At 58.9% G+C, this 15,648-nt stretch carries 13 protein-coding genes and 1 tRNA gene; 9 read left to right on the forward strand and 5 right to left on the reverse strand.

From position 1 onward, the window contains the following. Positions 1-7: 7 nt before the first annotated feature. Positions 8-331: a succinate dehydrogenase assembly factor 2 gene (locus tag ACHQGU_RS06560; protein WP_395496252.1), complete on the forward strand. Its 324-nt coding sequence runs from the start codon at positions 8-10 to the stop codon at positions 329-331. Continuing rightward, positions 328-3,807: a transcription-repair coupling factor gene (gene mfd, locus ACHQGU_RS06565; RefSeq protein ID WP_395496253.1), complete on the forward strand. Its 3,480-nt coding sequence runs from the start codon at positions 328-330 to the stop codon at positions 3,805-3,807. Before ACHQGU_RS06560 ends, mfd begins: the two co-directional genes overlap by 4 nt. Before the next feature lie 132 nt (positions 3,808-3,939). Here mfd and ACHQGU_RS06570 read toward each other — a convergent pair whose 3' ends face one another. Beyond that, positions 3,940-4,830 carry a hypothetical protein gene (locus tag ACHQGU_RS06570; RefSeq protein WP_062272873.1) on the reverse strand — a complete coding sequence of 297 codons (891 nt, stop codon included), beginning with the start codon at positions 4,828-4,830 and terminating at the stop codon, positions 3,940-3,942. A 155-nt stretch (positions 4,831-4,985) separates the two neighbouring features. Here ACHQGU_RS06570 and ACHQGU_RS06575 point away from each other — a divergent pair, with 155 nt between their 5' ends. After that, positions 4,986-5,975 carry a bile acid:sodium symporter family protein gene (locus ACHQGU_RS06575; protein ID WP_061503240.1) on the forward strand — a complete coding sequence of 330 codons (990 nt, stop codon included), beginning with the start codon at positions 4,986-4,988 and terminating at the stop codon, positions 5,973-5,975. A gap of 3 nt (positions 5,976-5,978) precedes the next feature. Next, the gene (locus ACHQGU_RS06580) at positions 5,979-7,433 is read left to right on the forward strand and encodes a pyridoxal phosphate-dependent decarboxylase family protein (protein ID WP_395496254.1); all 1,455 of its coding nucleotides are present in this window, start codon (positions 5,979-5,981) and stop codon (positions 7,431-7,433) included. 99 nt (positions 7,434-7,532) lie between these two features. Here the strand turns inward: ACHQGU_RS06580 and cobT are convergent, their stop codons facing one another. The 3 genes from cobT to ACHQGU_RS06595 form a co-directional block, all read right to left on the reverse strand. Then, the gene (gene cobT, locus ACHQGU_RS06585) at positions 7,533-9,476 is read right to left on the reverse strand and encodes a cobaltochelatase subunit CobT (protein ID WP_395496255.1); all 1,944 of its coding nucleotides are present in this window, start codon (positions 9,474-9,476) and stop codon (positions 7,533-7,535) included. Positions 9,477-9,512: 36 nt separating this feature from the next. Continuing rightward, a complete protein-coding gene (locus ACHQGU_RS06590; RefSeq protein ID WP_395496256.1) occupies positions 9,513-10,511 on the reverse strand; it encodes an AAA family ATPase in 999 nt (332 codons plus the stop codon). 95 nt (positions 10,512-10,606) lie between these two features. Then, entirely contained in the window at positions 10,607-11,215 is a 609-nt protein-coding gene (locus ACHQGU_RS06595; protein WP_082782772.1) for a DnaJ domain-containing protein, read from the reverse strand. Positions 11,216-11,262: 47 nt separating this feature from the next. Here ACHQGU_RS06595 and ACHQGU_RS06600 point away from each other — a divergent pair, with 47 nt between their 5' ends. After that, positions 11,263-11,598, forward strand: a complete 336-nt coding sequence (locus ACHQGU_RS06600; RefSeq protein ID WP_253553396.1) for a BolA family transcriptional regulator — start codon at positions 11,263-11,265, stop codon at positions 11,596-11,598. After that, positions 11,595-12,146 (forward strand): hypothetical protein, encoded by a 552-nt coding sequence (locus tag ACHQGU_RS06605; RefSeq protein ID WP_395496257.1) that lies wholly within the window; start codon positions 11,595-11,597, stop codon positions 12,144-12,146. Before ACHQGU_RS06600 ends, ACHQGU_RS06605 begins: the two co-directional genes overlap by 4 nt. On the opposite strand, the gene lipB is transcribed toward ACHQGU_RS06605, so the two are convergent. After that, positions 12,124-12,813: a lipoyl(octanoyl) transferase LipB gene (lipB, locus tag ACHQGU_RS06610; protein ID WP_395496258.1), complete on the reverse strand. Its 690-nt coding sequence runs from the start codon at positions 12,811-12,813 to the stop codon at positions 12,124-12,126. The two genes, ACHQGU_RS06605 and lipB, sit on opposite strands and share 23 nt — an antisense overlap. Positions 12,814-12,886: 73 nt before the next feature. Here lipB and ACHQGU_RS06615 point away from each other — a divergent pair. From ACHQGU_RS06615 to pgmG, 3 genes are all read left to right on the forward strand, one after another. Further along, positions 12,887-12,973 (forward strand) — tRNA-Leu (locus ACHQGU_RS06615). 310 nt (positions 12,974-13,283) lie between these two features. Further along, positions 13,284-14,168, forward strand: a complete 885-nt coding sequence (galU, locus tag ACHQGU_RS06620; RefSeq protein WP_062140130.1) for a UTP--glucose-1-phosphate uridylyltransferase GalU — start codon at positions 13,284-13,286, stop codon at positions 14,166-14,168. Then, positions 14,168-15,577, forward strand: coding sequence for a phosphoglucomutase/phosphomannomutase PgmG (pgmG, locus tag ACHQGU_RS06625; protein ID WP_395496259.1), 1,410 nt, complete (start codon positions 14,168-14,170; stop codon positions 15,575-15,577). The genes galU and pgmG overlap by 1 nt, the downstream gene beginning before the upstream one ends. The last annotated feature ends 71 nt before the right edge of the window (positions 15,578-15,648 follow it).

Below are 15,648 nucleotides of genomic sequence, written 5' to 3' on the forward strand. Positions count from 1 at the left end.
CAGCGCCATGCAACACAATTCAACGACCACTCTTCCGCCCGAACAGGATTCTGAAGAGGCTCTGGCCTCTCGGCGTCGTCGCCTGCGTTTTCGCGCCTCGCATCGCGGCACGTTTGAGACGGACGCCCTGATTGGCGGCTTTGTGGAAGAGAACGTCGATACCATGAACGCGGCGGAGCTTGCGGACATGGAAGCCATTCTGGAAATCCCTGACCCGGACCTGACGGACTGGCTGTTTGGTCGTCTGCCATTGCCGCCAGAGCGGGAGACCCCCATGTTACGCCGAATGGTTGATGCGTGCCGCGCAAAAGGAGTTGGGATAGCCGGATGACGGAAGAGACGAGCGCTGAGGGCCGTATTGCGCCCATCTGGGGCGTGCCTGAAGGGTATGATGCGCTTTTGCTGGCCAAAAGGGCCAGAGAACATAAAGGGCCCGTCCTGCATATTGCGCGGGATGATGCCTCCACAGCCCGGCTGGCAGACATGCTGGCCTATGTGGCGGAGGATGTGGAAACCCTGCGTTTCCCGGCATGGGACTGCCTGCCGTATGACCGCGTTTCTCCCAACCCCGCGATTGTAGCGGAACGCGTTGCAACCCTGACGCGCCTGCTGGAACCGTCAGACGGTCGACCACGTCTGGTGCTGACGACTGTTTCCGCTGCCGTGCAGCGCGTTTCCCCACGTTCCACGTTTGAAGGCCAGTCTCTTACGGTCAAGCAGGGGGAGAGCCTCGATCAGGCTTTTCTGATCGAACTGCTGATTGCCAATGGTTACACCCGCACCGATACGGTGATGGAAGCAGGTGAGTTTGCCTCGCGCGGTGGCATCTTTGACCTGTTCCCCGCGGGGGCGGCTGAACCGGTCCGGCTGGATCTGTTTGGCGATGAAGTCGAGAATATCCGCGCTTTTGATCCCGGCTCCCAGCGGTCTACTTCCAAACAGGATGCGCTGACGCTGCGGCCTGTCTCTGAATTTTCGTTGGATGCGGCCAGTATCTCCCGCTTCCGCACGGGCTGGCGTGATGTTTTTGGCCCCGCTGCGGCCTCTGATCCGCTCTATGAGCATATTTCCGATGGTCGTCGTTATCCGGGCATTGAGCACTGGCTGCCGCTGTTCCATGAGCGGCTGGAAACGCTGTTCGACTATCTGCCGAATGTCTCCGTCTCGCTCGATTATCAGGTCGAGGACGTGCTGAGAAACCGTCTGGAAATGATCGCTGATCATTATCAGGCCCGCCGTCAGCCAGCGCGGGAAGGGGAAACGCCCTACCGCGCCCTGCCGCCACATCTGCTGTATCTGGATTCCAAAGGCTGGGAGGCGATTCTCAGCCGTCTGCCTGTGGTCGCCTTCAGCCCCTACGCCAAGCCTGATGGTGCTGCGGGGATGGATGTTGGTGGCCGCCCCGGCAAGATGTTTGCTAAGATTGTGCCCGGTGCCCAGCGCGAGCAGGTTTTCACACTGCTGGGCGAGCAGGTGCGGGACTGGGGGCAGGTTAAGCGCAAAACGTATGTCACAGCATGGACCAAAGGCTCGCGTGAGCGCATTGGCACGTTGCTGCGTGAACACGGCGTTGCCACCCAGAGCTATGATGACTGGGCTTCCGCCCGCAAAGCCAAGCCAGGTTCCGTTGGTCTGCTGACACTGGGGCTGGAACGCGGCTTCGTTGCGGATGATCTGGCTTTTGTATCTGAGCAGGATTTGCTGGGCGAACGGATTGGTCGCCCGCCACGCCGTCGTCGTCGCGCGGATGAACTGATTGCCGAGGCTGGAGAAATTTCCGCCGGTGATCTGGTGGTTCATCAGGATTACGGGATTGGCCGGTATGACGGGCTGGAGACGGTCAGCGTTGGCGTGGCCCCGCATGACTGCCTGCGTCTGCTCTATGATGGGGGCGAGAAGCTCTATCTTCCGGTTGAAAATATCGAACTGCTGAGCCGCTTTGGTTCAGATCAGGCTGGTGTGCCGCTGGACAAGCTGGGCGGCGTTGCCTGGCAGGGCCGTAAGGCCAAGATGAAGCAGCGCATCCGCGATATGGCCGGAGAGCTGATTCGTACCGCTGCCGCGCGTGCCCTGAAGGAAGCGCCGGTTCTGGCTCCGGCGGAGGGGATGTGGGACGAGTTCTGTGCCCGCTTCCCGTTTGTGGAAACAGATGATCAGTCCCGCGCCATTGCCGATGTGCTGGATGATATGGGCTCAGGCCGGCCGATGGATCGGCTTGTGTGTGGCGATGTGGGCTTTGGTAAGACGGAGGTTGCACTGCGTGCGGCCTTTGTTGCTGCCATGTCCGGCGGACAGGTGGCGGTTGTGGTGCCGACCACGCTGCTGGCGCGCCAGCACTACCGCACCTTTGCCGCGCGCTTTGAAGGCTTCCCCATTAAGGTCGCTCAACTGTCCCGCATGGTGACGGGTAAGGAAGCAACGGCCGTGCGCAAAGGTCTTGCGGACGGTTCCGTTAATATCGTGATCGGTACGCACGCTCTGCTGGCTAAAACGGTGCAGTTTGCCTCGCTTGATCTGCTGATTATTGATGAAGAACAGCATTTTGGTGTGGGGCATAAGGAAAAGCTGAAAGCGCTGCGCGAAGACGTGCATGTGCTCACACTGTCCGCCACACCTCTGCCGCGCACCCTGCAACTCTCGCTCTCCGGCGTGCGGGAGATGAGCCTGATTGCGACACCACCAACCGACCGTCTGGCGGTGCGCACCTTTATCATGCCGTTTGATAGTGTCGTGATTCGGGAAGCTATTCAGCGCGAACGCTTCCGTGGCGGTCAGATTTTCTGCGTGGCCCCGCGTATTGAGGATCTGGACCGTCTGGCGGAGCGGCTGAGCTCCATCGTGCCGGATGCCAAGGTGGTGCAGGCGCATGGCCGCCTGACGCCGACTGAACTTGAACGGGTGATGACCGAGTTCTCGGATGGGAAATATGACATCCTGCTCTCCACCAACATCGTGGAAAGCGGGCTGGATATGCCCGCTGTGAATACGCTGATTATCCACCGGGCCGATATGTTTGGCCTCGGGCAGCTCTATCAGCTGCGTGGGCGTGTGGGGCGCGGTAAGCAGCGTGGTTATGCCTATCTGACCTGGCCGCAAACGCACGCCCTCTCCACCTCCGCTGAAAAGCGGCTGGAAGTCATGCAGACGCTGGATACGCTGGGGGCAGGCTTTACGCTGGCCTCGCACGATCTGGACTTGCGTGGGGCAGGCAATCTGCTGGGGGATCAGCAATCCGGGCATGTGCGGGAAGTAGGGATCGAACTCTATCAGCAGATGCTGGAAGATGCGGTGGCCGACCTCCGTAATGAAACGAGCCGTCGCCGTGCGGAAGATCGGGACTGGACGCCGAATATCATTGTCGGCCTGCCTGTGCTGATCCCGGATGCCTATGTGCCCGATCTGCCTGTGCGCCTTGGTCTGTATCGTCGTATCAGCGGTCTGGCGTCCGATGCTGAGCTGGAAGCGATGGAAGCCGAACTGGTAGACCGCTTTGGTACGCTGCCGCCGGAGGTGAAGAACCTGCTGGATATTGTTGATCTGAAAAGACTGTGTCGCGCCGCAGGGGTGGAGCGTCTGGAAGCCGGACCAAAAGGCATGGTCCTCCAGTTCCGCAATAACAGCTTCAAAAACCCCGCAGGGCTGGTGCAGTGGATGGGCCGCTGGAAAGATGGCGCTGTCCGCCTGCGTCCCGACCACAAAATGGCGGTCGTGCGGGAACTGACCAATGCTCAACGTATTGATCTGGCCCGGCGTGTGCTGCGGGATCTGGTCAAACTGACTAAGAAGGTCCCGGCAGAAGTCGCCTGAACCTTTTGGGCAGACAGGTAATTGCGCTGCGTCCGGGATGGTGGTTTCGGACAGGATACCACGCCCAACAGGCCATACAAAAAAGCGGACTGCTCAGGCAGCCCGCTTTTTTTCGGTGTATATCTTAAGAAATTAGTGAAGCGGGAGAGGGAAGCCGTTCACCGTCAGCACACCCCCTTGCCAGACGGTATTCCACACATTCACATCGTTCTGGCTGTGGCTGACCAGCCGGGCCAGCACGAGGCCTGCGGCCAGTTTCATCTGCTTGGCGGTCCGGGCCTTTTCAATCAGAGCTTCCAGATTGCTGACTTCCAGATGACCGGAGGCCGTCGTGGCATCGACGTTTCCGGTGAGGGTGGCTGTGCCATTGCCTTTCAGCTGCACGGTGTCGCGCGTCGCATTAAAGCTGGAAATGGTGACATGGACTGCGGGGGCGGCGGTGGATTTCCCTCCGATGGCTGCCATCAGAGCCGGCAGTTCGGATGCCGGCAGCGAGAACGCGGCATCAGCAGCGGAGGGGAGCAGGGCTTCATTACTAATCCCCTGATAGCTCAGGCCGGACAGAGCAAGTGTGGCAGCACTGGTATGGGCGGAGGTACTGCCTTCCACCTTGAAATGTGCGGTGCTGCTGGACACGCGGTTAGAGCCGTGCGTCAGAATCGCATTGTTCCATGTGATGTCATACCCACCGCCCGCTTTCAGGGTTGCTGCGGCAGTTTGCCCCTGCTGGGCCAGCCAGTCTGAGCACGCGGCGTTGTGGCGGCCGGTGATGGCGGACATCAGCAGCAGCGAGGCCGCGTCAGCCTGATCATGTGCGGCATCGGCCGAGCTGCCGGTGAAAGTCATCTTCCCGGCGGTCAGCCCGCTGCTGCCATCAGGTGTGCGCACGACCACGTTCTCATACGTCACGCCATGCGCGCTGTCCTGTGCGGAACCGTGTGTAATCACGGCGCAGGCGGCGGGAGGAGCTGCGGCGTGTGTTGCCCGTAACGGAACAACGGCGGCGCAAAGACCAAGGCTCATAAGCATGAGACCAGCGGGGGAAGGAATGGTGTTGTGTTTCATTTGATCGTAAAGGTGGCGTATGCGGGTTCCGGGTGCAATCCGGATCTTAAAAATAATACAGATTTCACGCGTCCGATCCAAAAGCGCGTGTCACATTAAAAAGAGCGCAGCAGATGTTCAGACTGGACCCTTTCCTCATTGGCCTGCTCTGCACCATTTTTCTGGCGACGGTCTTGCCGTGCCATGGTGCAGCCGTGCCGGTTTTTCAGTGGCTTGCCATTCTTGTTATTGCCCTGATGTTTTTCCTGCAAGGCGCGCGCCTGTCCCGCAAGGCGGTCGTTGATGGCGTGATGGCCTGGCGCCTGCACCTGATTATTCTGGCCTGCACATTTGTCCTGTTCCCGCTGCTGGGGCTGGCCGCACATGCTTTGATGCCGGGCCTCTTGCAGAATGATGTCTGGCTCGGGGTGCTGTTCCTGTGCTGCCTGCCATCCACTGTGCAGTCTTCCATTGCGTTCACCTCTATTGGCGGCGGCAATGTGCCAGCGGCTGTCTGTGCGGCCACGGCGTCCAATATTGCAGGGATTTTTATCACGCCATTTCTGGTGGGGCTGGTGCTCAGCAAGCATGGCGGGGCCTCTGGCAATGTGATGAATATCGTTTTTCAGCTACTCCTGCCGTTTCTTCTCGGGCAGCTGCTCCAGCCATGGATCGGCAAGTGGGCGCACCGGAACAAGAAGCTGCTTTCCCTCACTGACCGTGGGTCTATCCTGATTGTGGTTTATACGGCCTTCAGTGAGGCCGTGATGCAGGGCTTGTGGCACCGCCTGCCGTTGAGCCAGCTTGCTCTGATTGCACTGGTGGATTTCCTGCTGCTGGTCTGCGTGCTGGTGATTACGGCTTATGGCAGCCGTCTGGCAGGCGTGCCGCTGCGTGATGAGATTGCCATTGTGTTCTGTGGTTCCAAGAAAACGCTGGCGTCGGGGGTACCAATGGCCAACGTGTTGTTCCCCGCAGCGTCTGTCGGGCTTATCGTCCTGCCGCTGATGATCTATCACCAGATCCAGTTGTTCGTCTGTGCGGTGCTGGCCAGAAAATTTGCCCGCATGACACAGGAAAACGCGGAAGGCCTGCAGGCGGCAGGAGGGCCGCAAAAGGAGTAAAACGTGGCGGGGCTTGATCCGGAAAACTGGGACGCATTACGGGCGCTGGGGCACCGCATGCTGGATGAAATGCTGGACAACGTGCAGAACGTGGGCTCCGGCCCGGTCTGGCAGCCCATGCCGGATACCGTCCGGCAGGGCTTTCGGGATGCAACGCTGCCCACGCAGGAAACCTCTCTGACAGCACTTTACGACCAGTTTTCTCAGTCTGTGACGCCCTACGCGACTGGCAACCGCCATCCGCGCTTTATGGGGTGGGTACATGGCGGCGGCACGGCACAGGGAATGCTGGCCGAGCTTCTGGCTGCTGGTCTGAACGCCAACCTTGGTGGCCGGGACCATGCGCCGATTGAAGTGGAGCGCATGGTCATTCGCTGGGCCGCGACCATGCTGGGCTTTCCGGAAACCGCGACGGGTGTGCTGGTCACGGGCTCTTCCATGGCCAATTTTATCGCCATGATTACGGCAAGCCGCGCTGTGAATGGTGGCCTTGAGATGCGGAGCGCGGGGCTGGCAGGCCGCAAGCTGGTTGGCTACGCGGCTCAAACGGCCCACGGTTGCATTGCCCGCGCCTTTGATATGGCAGGCCTTGGCACGCAGGCGCTGCGCCGGGTGCCGGTCGATGCGGATTTCCGGATGGATATGGCCACCCTGCGGCAGATGGTGGCGGCAGACCGGGCTGTCGGGCTGGAACCGTTTGTGGTGGTGGGTACGGCAGGGACGGTTGATACCGGCTCGATTGATCCGCTCACGGCTCTGGCGGACTTTGCCGAGGCTGAAAACCTCTGGTTCCATGTGGATGGGGCATTCGGTGCTATGGCCCGTCTGTCCCCAGATTACGCTCCGGCGCTGGCTGGCATGGAGCGGGCCAACAGCATTGCGTTCGATTTCCATAAATGGGCGCAGACCCCTTACGATGCCGGGTGCGTTCTGGTGCGCGAGCCGGGGCGTCAGGCTGCGGCCTTTGCGCAGTCTCTGGCTTATCTGTCACGGGAAGATCGCGGTTTGGCTGCGGGAGCGCCGTGGTTTTGTGATCTGGGTCCGGATTTGTCTCGTGGCTTCCGGGCGCTGAAGGTCTGGTTCACGCTGGCCTCGTTCGGAACCGAACGGCTGGGCGGTGTGGTGTCGCAGTGCTGTGCGGTGGCACAGCATCTGGCCAAACGGGTTCAGGCAACGCCCTGCCTCGAACTGCTGGCACCCGTGACACTCAACATCGTCTGCTTCCGGGTTATTGCATCAGACACGGATGAAGACAGCCTGAACGGCGAACTGGTGAAAGACCTGCAGGAAAGTGGCGTGGCAGCGCCCTCAACGACACTCATACATGGCAAGCGCGCCATTCGGGCTGCGATCGTCAACCACCGCACGGTGGAAGCCGATGCAGACCTTATGCTGGAGACCCTGCTGGATCTGGCGGAAAAACGGCTCGGGCATAAGCTGGAGCGTCAGACAGCCTGAGTGATTTTCTTAAGGCAGCCCGAGGGGGCAGCCTCACCCTTCAGCGCAGATGCTGGCATTTGCGTCTGCGCTGAAGTCTGACTGCTCAAAAGCGGGGTTTTACCGCCGTCTGGCTTTGCCGCGGCGACCGGGACGGTTTTGTTTTTCATCAAACAGACCAGAGAGAGCTTGCAGCATGGTGCCGCCCAGTTCTTCCGCATCGGTGATGGTCACGGCGCGCTGGTAATACCGGCCCACGTCATGACCAATCCCGATGGCGGTCAGTTCGACCGGGCTGCGTTCTTCAATCTGATGAATAACGGCGCGGAGATGGTCTTCCAGATAGGAGGCCGGGTTGACGGAGAGCGTGCTGTCATCCACCGGCGCACCATCTGAAATCACCATCAGGATTTTGCGGGATTCAGGCCGGCCCTTCAGGCGTTTCCATGCCCAGAGCAGGGCTTCGCCGTCGATATTTTCTTTCAGAAGTCCTTCACGCAGCATCAGGCCAAGATTGGGGCGTGCGCGCCGCCAGGGCATATCGGCAGCTTTGTAGATGATGTGGCGCAGATCGTTCAGGCGTCCGGGTTCTGCCGGTTTGCCGTCTTTGACCCATTGCTCGCGGCTTTGACCGCCTTTCCACGCACGGGTGGTAAAGCCGAGGATTTCCACTTTCACGCCACAGCGTTCCAGCGTGCGGGCCAGAATATCCCCGCAGGAGGCCGCCACAGAAATGGGACGGCCCCGCATGGAGCCTGAATTATCAATCAGCAGCGTGACAACCGTATCGCGGAACTCCGTTTCCTGCTCACGCTTGTAGGAGAGGGAAAGCATGGGGTTGACCACAATGCGAGAGAGACGCCCGGCATCCAGAATGCCTTCTTCAAGGTCAAACTCCCACGCGCGCGTCTGCTGTGCCATCAGGCGGCGTTGCAGCTTGTTGGCCAGACGGGAGACGACCCCCTGCAAGGTTGCTAGCTGCAGATCCAGCTGATGCCGCAGGCGGTTTAGTTCTTCCGGGTCACACAGTTCTTCCGCTTTGATCTCTTCATCAAAGGCGGTGGTGTAGGCGTGGTAACCGCCAGCGGTTTCTCCCGGTTCGTGCTCAGGGGGGGCACTGGGGCCTGCGGCTTCACCCGTGCCATCTGCGCCACTGCCCTCGCGGTCTTCTTCCATCGCTTCCGGGGAGGATTCACCGCCGCCACCCATTAGCTCAGGCTGCGGGACCGGGTCGGAAGACGAGTCCGGCTCAGGCGGAACATCTTCTTCCTGCGCTCCCGGTGGCGGCGCGTTGCTTTCGTCTTCGTCGGCGGCAGAATCGGAGCCGTTATCATCGGCTTCCATCTCGTCAGATGGAGAGTCATCTTCCGTCAGAGCGCAGGCAGCTAGAAGTTTCCGGGTCGCTTTGGCGTAGGCCGCCTGATCATCCTGACTGAGAGCCAGATTTTCCAGAGCCGTTTGCGCCTGCGGGGACAGGGCAGCCTGCCATTTACGCAAGATAGACTGAGCAGAGTCCGGGGCCGGTTCGCCCGTCAGGCGTTCCCGTGCCAGCAGTTCCAGCGCGACGGCTGGAGAAAGGTCATCAGGATCAGTCATCCGGTCCAGACCGGCAGCCTGACAGTCCTTTTCCAGTCTGTGGCGCAGGTTCGCCGCCACACCACGCATATGCCGTGCCCCAACGGCCTCAATGCGGGCCTGTTCCAGAGCGTCATACACGTCCCGTGCCACGGTATCGTCTGGCTGGCGGGCGCGGTGCAGGTCAAAGTCATGATGTTTCAGCCGGAGCGCCTGAGCATCCGCGACCCCACGGATACGCTCAATTTCTTCCTCATCCATATGGCGGGAAGGCTGGGGAAGGCGGATTTTTCCGGCAAGGCTGATTGGCCCCACAGGCATGTTGCCTGTGTGGAATGAAACCTCTGCCTCCCGCTGGCCGCCGATAGCCCGCAATGTTGCCGCGGTGGCCTGCTTGAAGGCATCAACCCGGTTGGTCTGCTCGGACTCGCTGGCTGGCCGGTTATGGCCAGACGGTGGAGCGTGCGCTCCCTTCCTGCTGTCAGCCATTGATAAAGCCGCTCTCCGTTTGTGCTTCAGGCGCCCTTATTTGGACAGGGGGCTTTTGTTGAAGCAGCGCTGATAATATTCGGCCACCATGCCGCGTTCGGCCTCATCACACTTGTTGAGGAAGGTCACGCGGAAGGCGAACGCCGTATCCTTGAAAATCTTCTCGTTTTCAGCCCAGGCAATCACGGAGCGCGGGGACATCACGGTGGACAGATCCCCCGCCATAAAGCCGGCACGGGTAAGTTCCGCCAGTGCGACCATGCTTTCAATGGTGCGGCGGGCTTCTCTGTCATCCGGGCTGATGCCCATGCGGGAGAGCACAATGCCCACTTCCTGCGCATGCGGCAGATAGTTCAGGGAGGTTACGATGTTCCAGCGGTCCATCTGGCCCTGATTGATCTGCTGCGTGCCGTGATACAGGCCCGTGGTGTCCCCCAGACCAATGGTGTTGGCCGTGGCGAACAGACGGAACCACGGGTGCGGTTTGATCACGCGGTTCTGATCCAGCAGCGTCAACTGGCCTTCCACTTCAAGCACGCGCTGAATGACAAACATTACATCTGGGCGGCCTGCGTCATATTCATCAAATACCAGCGCACAGGGGTGCTGGAGGCACCAGGGCAGGAGGCCTTCCTGAAACTCCGTAATCTGCTGGCCGTCCCGCACCACAATGGCGTCCTTGCCGATCAGGTCGATACGGGAGACGTGGCTATCCAGATTGATGCGCACGCACGGCCAGTTCAGGCGGGCAGAAATCTGCTCAATGTGGGAAGACTTCCCGGTGCCGTGGAAGCCCTGCACCATCACGCGGCGGTTGAACGCAAAGCCTGCCAGAATGGCCAGTGTGGTATCGTGGTCAAACAGATAGGCGGGGTCGATCTCCGGCACATGCTCGGTGCGGATGGAGAAGGCCGGAACCGTCAGCTCAGAATCGATACCAAACACCTCGCGCACAGAAACCTGAAGATCAGGCGCAGAAAGAGCTGAAATCGGGGGAAGATCGCCTGTGGTGGTCAGGCTGGCAGAATCAGTCATTCTTTATCCGTCTGGTAGGTGGGCATTCCGAAAAGACAGTCAGACACGCGCCGGTGTCAGGGCTGCCTCTTTATAATGCAGGCAGCATGGCATGGTTACCCGGCTTTTTCGAGGCCTTCTGCCATAAGATGTGCCCTGAGAGCCGTGAACGCAACATTGATGCTTTTCAGCCGCTCTTCCGAGCGCCGGTCACCATTGTTGGCATCCGGGTGATGCTTGCGGGCCAGCGAGCGGTAACGCGCTTTTGCATCGTCCAGCGTGACAGGCCACGGCAGGCCGAGTGTTGCCAGAGGTTCACGCAGGGCTTCCGGTGCGCCGGGGTTGGCTCGACTTTTCGCGCGTTCCGCACGGGAGCGCCGGTTCTGGCCAAGGATATCAAGCGGGTCCAGCACGTCTTCTTCATGAAACGTCTGCTTGCCGGGCTTCGCACTCTGGCCAAACGCCCAGGATGGCCGATCCCATGCGATATCGGCACGCAGATGCGCTTCAATCTGGCCGGGTGACATCCCTTTGTAGTAATCCCAGCGTGCGTTATACTCCCGCACATGCTCGAGACAGAACCAGTAATACTGGTTAAGGGTCTCGCGTGAGCGGGGGGCACGATAGCCTGCCGGCTTTTCACAATCAGGCATGTCACAGCAGCGCTGGGGCGCATCCGGATCCGGATCGAACGCCCGGTGACGGGTATTCCTTCGCTTCATCATCAGGGTTATGTGCGTGCTGGAGTGTTCTGTGCAAGAGGGAACGTAGGATGACGCAACGCAATTCAGCTTCCACGCCTGAGGCAGACGGCATCCGTGCCCGCCGGGTGAGAGATGCTCTGACTGCTGCCTTCAAGCCGACACGGCTTGAAATTCTGGATGAAAGCAGCCGTCATGCCCATCATGTGGCCATGACGCGCGGCCCGGAAGCCGGGGCGACAGAAACGCATTTTCGCGTTTATCTGGTCAGCTCTCTGTTTGAGGGTGTGAACCGGGTGAATCGCTCCCGCATGGTGCATGATGCGCTGAGCTATGAATTCGGTAGCGGCTTGCACGCACTGGCTCTGACGCTGCGTACGCCGGAAGAAGAAAGCGCTCTGGCATGATGCGCCGTAAGGTTCTGCTGCTGGCACCGGCTTTTCTGGCCGCCTGTGCCACAGGGCGGGGCGGTCAGATGGCCCCGCAGGCCAGTGATACGGGCCGTGTTGAAGCATGGCTGCGCGCCGCAAAGCTGGAAAATGTGCCCTTTACCCAGACATGGCCGAATGGATCCACCGGTGGCGGGGTGCTGACCTATCACGCTGGCTATCTGCACCTGAATTATACCGTGCCGCATAGCATGGATCTTGAGGCGTCTGGCGCGCATGCCGTGTTCAAGGATAGTCAGACCGGGTCTGAAACACGCATGGGGCTGGCGCATAATCCGCTCGGTGTGCTGATGGGCAACCCCATTACGCTTTCGGGCCCCGTGACCGTCACTGATATTCAGAAGCCGCCGGGAATCCTGCAGATTTCGCTGGCCCGTACGGAAAATCCGTCACAGGGGCTGGTGACGCTGATTTTCCGGGATGGCGGGCGTGTTCTGGACCTTTATGAAATCCGCATTCTGGATGAACGGCAACGCACATTGTTCATTCGTCTGGGAGGGGTGTGAGCGCAGAGGGTGTGCTGCCAAAAACAGCCTGCCAGCTTTCCGCGAGCGCGGCATCCAGCTGCGCCATCGTGACATTCAGCCCTAGCTTTTCAAAGCTGGTGACACCAAATTCCCGAATGCCGCAGGGCACAATGCCCTCAAAATCGGACAGGCGGGGATTGAGATTGATGGACACCCCGTGCCAGCTCACCCAGCGTGAGACGCGAACGCCGATGGCCGCAATTTTTTCTTCCTGACCGGTGCTGGGGTCAATGACCCATACGCCGACACGTCCCTCGCGACATTCTCCTTTCAGTCCGAATGTTGCGAGGGTGCGAATCACCCATTCTTCCAGCCCATGCACGTAAGACCGCACATCACGCGCCCGGACCTCGCCGTGCGCGTTGTGCAGATCCAGCATCACATACGCGATTCTCTGCCCCGGCCCGTGGTAAGTCCATTGCCCGCCACGGCCTGCGTCATAAGTAGGGTACTGATGGGGGTTGAATAAATCTTCCGCTTTTGCGGACGTACCTGCGGTAAAAAGTGGCGGGTGTTCCAGTAGCCAGACCCGCTCTGTGGCCTCATTGGCCCGGATTTCCCGCGCCAAAGTTTGCATGCGCGCCAGTGCGGCAGGGTAGGGAACGGGCTTTTTGCTAATTTCCCATAAAAAACGTGCGTTGGTCATTGCCGCGTGATCCCGGTTCGGTTATAGGGCTTCTCACCAAACGGTATCGCCTTTCAGATGCTGGTTGTCACGTGCGGTCGTGGCGGAATGGTAGACGCGCAAGCTTGAGGTGCTTGTGGGGGAATACCCCGTGGAAGTTCGAGTCTTCTCGACCGCACCATTTTTTCAGCTCTCACAAAAATCAGTTTTAAAATTGTTCTGGTTTCTGTGAGAGCTGCTTTTTCTCAAAATATTAAATTTTTAACGGCTTATGGCTGCAAATTGGCTCATTTGGCCATATTCAGGCCCAGCTTTCCCGGTTTAAAAGCAAATAGAGCTAGTGTTGCCGTATGGGTCACACTTTTCTGCGTGTTTGCGCAAAGCACTCTGTTGTTTTGCCGGTGGGTAGGATTGATTTGACGAACGGGCGTCCCCGCGATTACGAGCGACAGAGTTCACTTTTGTTGTAACTTTTTTAAGGTGTCGTATTCGTGTCCAAGCCCAAGCCTTTACGTAAAGCAGTCCTGCCGGTTGCAGGGCTAGGTACACGCTTCCTGCCGGCGACCAAAGCCATGCCGAAGGAAATGCTGACAGTCGTCGACAGACCTCTGATTCAGTACGCGATTGATGAAGCGCGTGAAGCTGGGATTGAAGAATTCTGTCTGATTACGGGCCGTGGCAAAGATTCCCTGATCGACTACTTTGATATTGCCTATGAACTCGAAGCGACACTGCGTGAACGCAACAAGCTGGACACTCTGAAGGCGCTTGAACCCACCAGCATTGAAGCAGGTTCTCTGGTCGCCGTGCGTCAGCAGGAACCGCTGGGGCTTGGTCATGCCATCTGGTGCGCCCGCAGCTTTATTGGTGATGACCCGTTCGCCATCCTGCTGCCGGATGATATCGTGAAGTCTGGCACGTCCTGCGTGAAACAGCTGGTTGATGCCTATAACCAGACGGGCGGGAATGTTGTAGCGGTAACAGAGGTGCCGCGTGAACAGACCAACCGTTACGGTATTCTGGACATCGGCGAGGACGATGGTCGTCTGGTGGAAGTGAAGGGCCTTGTTGAAAAGCCCAAGCCGGAAGATGCTCCGTCCAACCTGTCCATCATTGGCCGTTATGTGCTGACCCCGGATGTGATGACGCATCTGTCCAAGCTGGAAAAAGGCGCGGGGGGTGAAGTGCAGCTGACGGACGCTATGGCAAAAACCATTGGTCATGTGCCGTTCCATGGCCTGCGCTATGAAGGTGAGCGTTTTGACTGCGGGAATAAGATCGGCTTCCTGGAAGCACAGATTGCATTCTCTCTCGAGCGCCCCGATCTTGCCGACGATGTGAAAGCATTCCTGAAAAAATATACGTCTCAGATCTGATGACGTTTACGCACACGTTCAACCCGACCAGTCTCCGCGAATATGATATTCGCGGGATTGTCGGGAAAAGCCTCACGTCTGAAGATGCCTTTGCTATCGGGCGGACGTTTGGCTCTGTTGTCGTTCGTCATGGCGGCAAAACTGTTGTGACCGGTTATGACGGCCGCCTGTCTTCCCCGGATTTGGAAGATGCGCTGGTTAAAGGGCTGGTTGCCTGCGGGTTGAATGTTGTGCGGGTACGCTGTGGCCCGACCCCAATGCTGTATTTTGCGTCTGTCTCCCTGCAGGCTGATGGTGCAGTAATGGTAACGGGGAGCCATAACCCGGCAGATTATAACGGCTTCAAGATGATGCTGGCCGGGAAGCCTTTTTTTGGGCCTCAGATTCAGGAACTTGGCGTTCTTGCTAAAACCGGCGATGTCGTGCCCGCTACACACGGGACGATACGCGGGCTTGATTTGCGTACCGACTACGTGCGCCGTTTGCTCAAAGACTGGGATGGGGGCGAGAAACCCCTGAAAGTTGTCTGGGACAACGGGAACAGTGCCGCAGGCGACGTCCTGCAAAAGCTGGTTGCCGGGTTGCCTGGTGAACATACCGTTCTGAATGGCGCGATTGACGGCCATTTCCCAGCCCATCATCCAGACCCTACCGTTGCGAAAAATCTTGAGCAGCTGATTGCGGAAGTCCGCAGGCAGAAGGCGGATGTTGGTCTGGCCTTTGATGGCGACGCAGACCGTGTTGGCGTGGTGGATGATCAGGGGGAAATCCTCTGGGGGGATCAGATCCTGATTCTGCTGGCGCGGGATGTTCTGAAAACGCATCCCGGTGCGACAATTATTGCTGACGTTAAAGCTAGTCAGGTTCTGTTTGATGAGGTCCGCAAGGCCGGGGGCAAGCCGCTGATGTGGCGAACCGGACATTCTCTCATCAAAACCAAAATGGCAGAAACAGGGTCTCCGCTGGCCGGTGAAATGTCAGGCCATATTTTCTTTGCCGATAAATGGTACGGCTTTGATGATGCCCTGTATGCCGCAGTGCGGCTGCTTGGTATTCTGGCGCGTCAGGACAAGCCTCTTTCCGCTATCAGAGAAGCGCTGCCGCGCACCGTTTCAACTCCTGAAGTGCGCTTTGATTGCGATGATACGCGTAAGTTCAAAGTGATTGAGGAGGTTGCGGCTCGTTTGCGGCATGAGGGCGCGGATGTCTCCGAAATTGATGGTGTGCGCGTCAATACGCCTGATGGCTGGTGGCTACTACGGGCATCCAACACACAGGCTGTTCTGGTCGTACGTGCGGAAGGGCCGGATGAGGCTGCTCTTGAGCGCCTGAAGCAGGCTGTGGTGGCGCAACTGGCGCAGTCTGGCTTGTCCGCACCAGATTTTTCCGGAAATAACGCCGGGCATTAAGAAAACCCTGCCGGCTTGAAGTTTATGGCCGGCATGACCACTTTGGGTTTCGACAAAACGTTTCCTTCCGA

The sequence above is a fragment of the Acetobacter sp. KSO5 genome, assembly GCF_044094635.1.
GTDB classification, from domain to species: Bacteria; Pseudomonadota; Alphaproteobacteria; order Acetobacterales; family Acetobacteraceae; genus Acetobacter; species Acetobacter cerevisiae.

Excerpts from the sequence above, each read along its gene's own strand:
- pgmG (WP_395496259.1), top strand. The coding sequence starts at position 14,168 with ATGACGTTTACGCACACGTTCAACCCGACCAGTCTCCGCGAATATGAT.
- ACHQGU_RS06605 (WP_395496257.1), top strand. The coding sequence starts at position 11,595 with ATGATGCGCCGTAAGGTTCTGCTGCTGGCACCGGCTTTTCTGGCCGCC.
- mfd (WP_395496253.1), top strand. The coding sequence starts at position 328 with ATGACGGAAGAGACGAGCGCTGAGGGCCGTATTGCGCCCATCTGGGGC.
- ACHQGU_RS06575 (WP_061503240.1), top strand. The coding sequence starts at position 4,986 with ATGTTCAGACTGGACCCTTTCCTCATTGGCCTGCTCTGCACCATTTTT.
- cobT (WP_395496255.1), bottom strand. The coding sequence starts at position 9,476 with ATGGCTGACAGCAGGAAGGGAGCGCACGCTCCACCGTCTGGCCATAAC.
- ACHQGU_RS06600 (WP_253553396.1), top strand. The coding sequence starts at position 11,263 with ATGACGCAACGCAATTCAGCTTCCACGCCTGAGGCAGACGGCATCCGT.
- ACHQGU_RS06590 (WP_395496256.1), bottom strand. The coding sequence starts at position 10,511 with ATGACTGATTCTGCCAGCCTGACCACCACAGGCGATCTTCCCCCGATT.
- lipB (WP_395496258.1), bottom strand. The coding sequence starts at position 12,813 with ATGACCAACGCACGTTTTTTATGGGAAATTAGCAAAAAGCCCGTTCCC.
- ACHQGU_RS06570 (WP_062272873.1), bottom strand. The coding sequence starts at position 4,830 with ATGAGCCTTGGTCTTTGCGCCGCCGTTGTTCCGTTACGGGCAACACAC.
- ACHQGU_RS06595 (WP_082782772.1), bottom strand. The coding sequence starts at position 11,215 with ATGATGAAGCGAAGGAATACCCGTCACCGGGCGTTCGATCCGGATCCG.
- ACHQGU_RS06560 (WP_395496252.1), top strand. The coding sequence starts at position 8 with ATGCAACACAATTCAACGACCACTCTTCCGCCCGAACAGGATTCTGAA.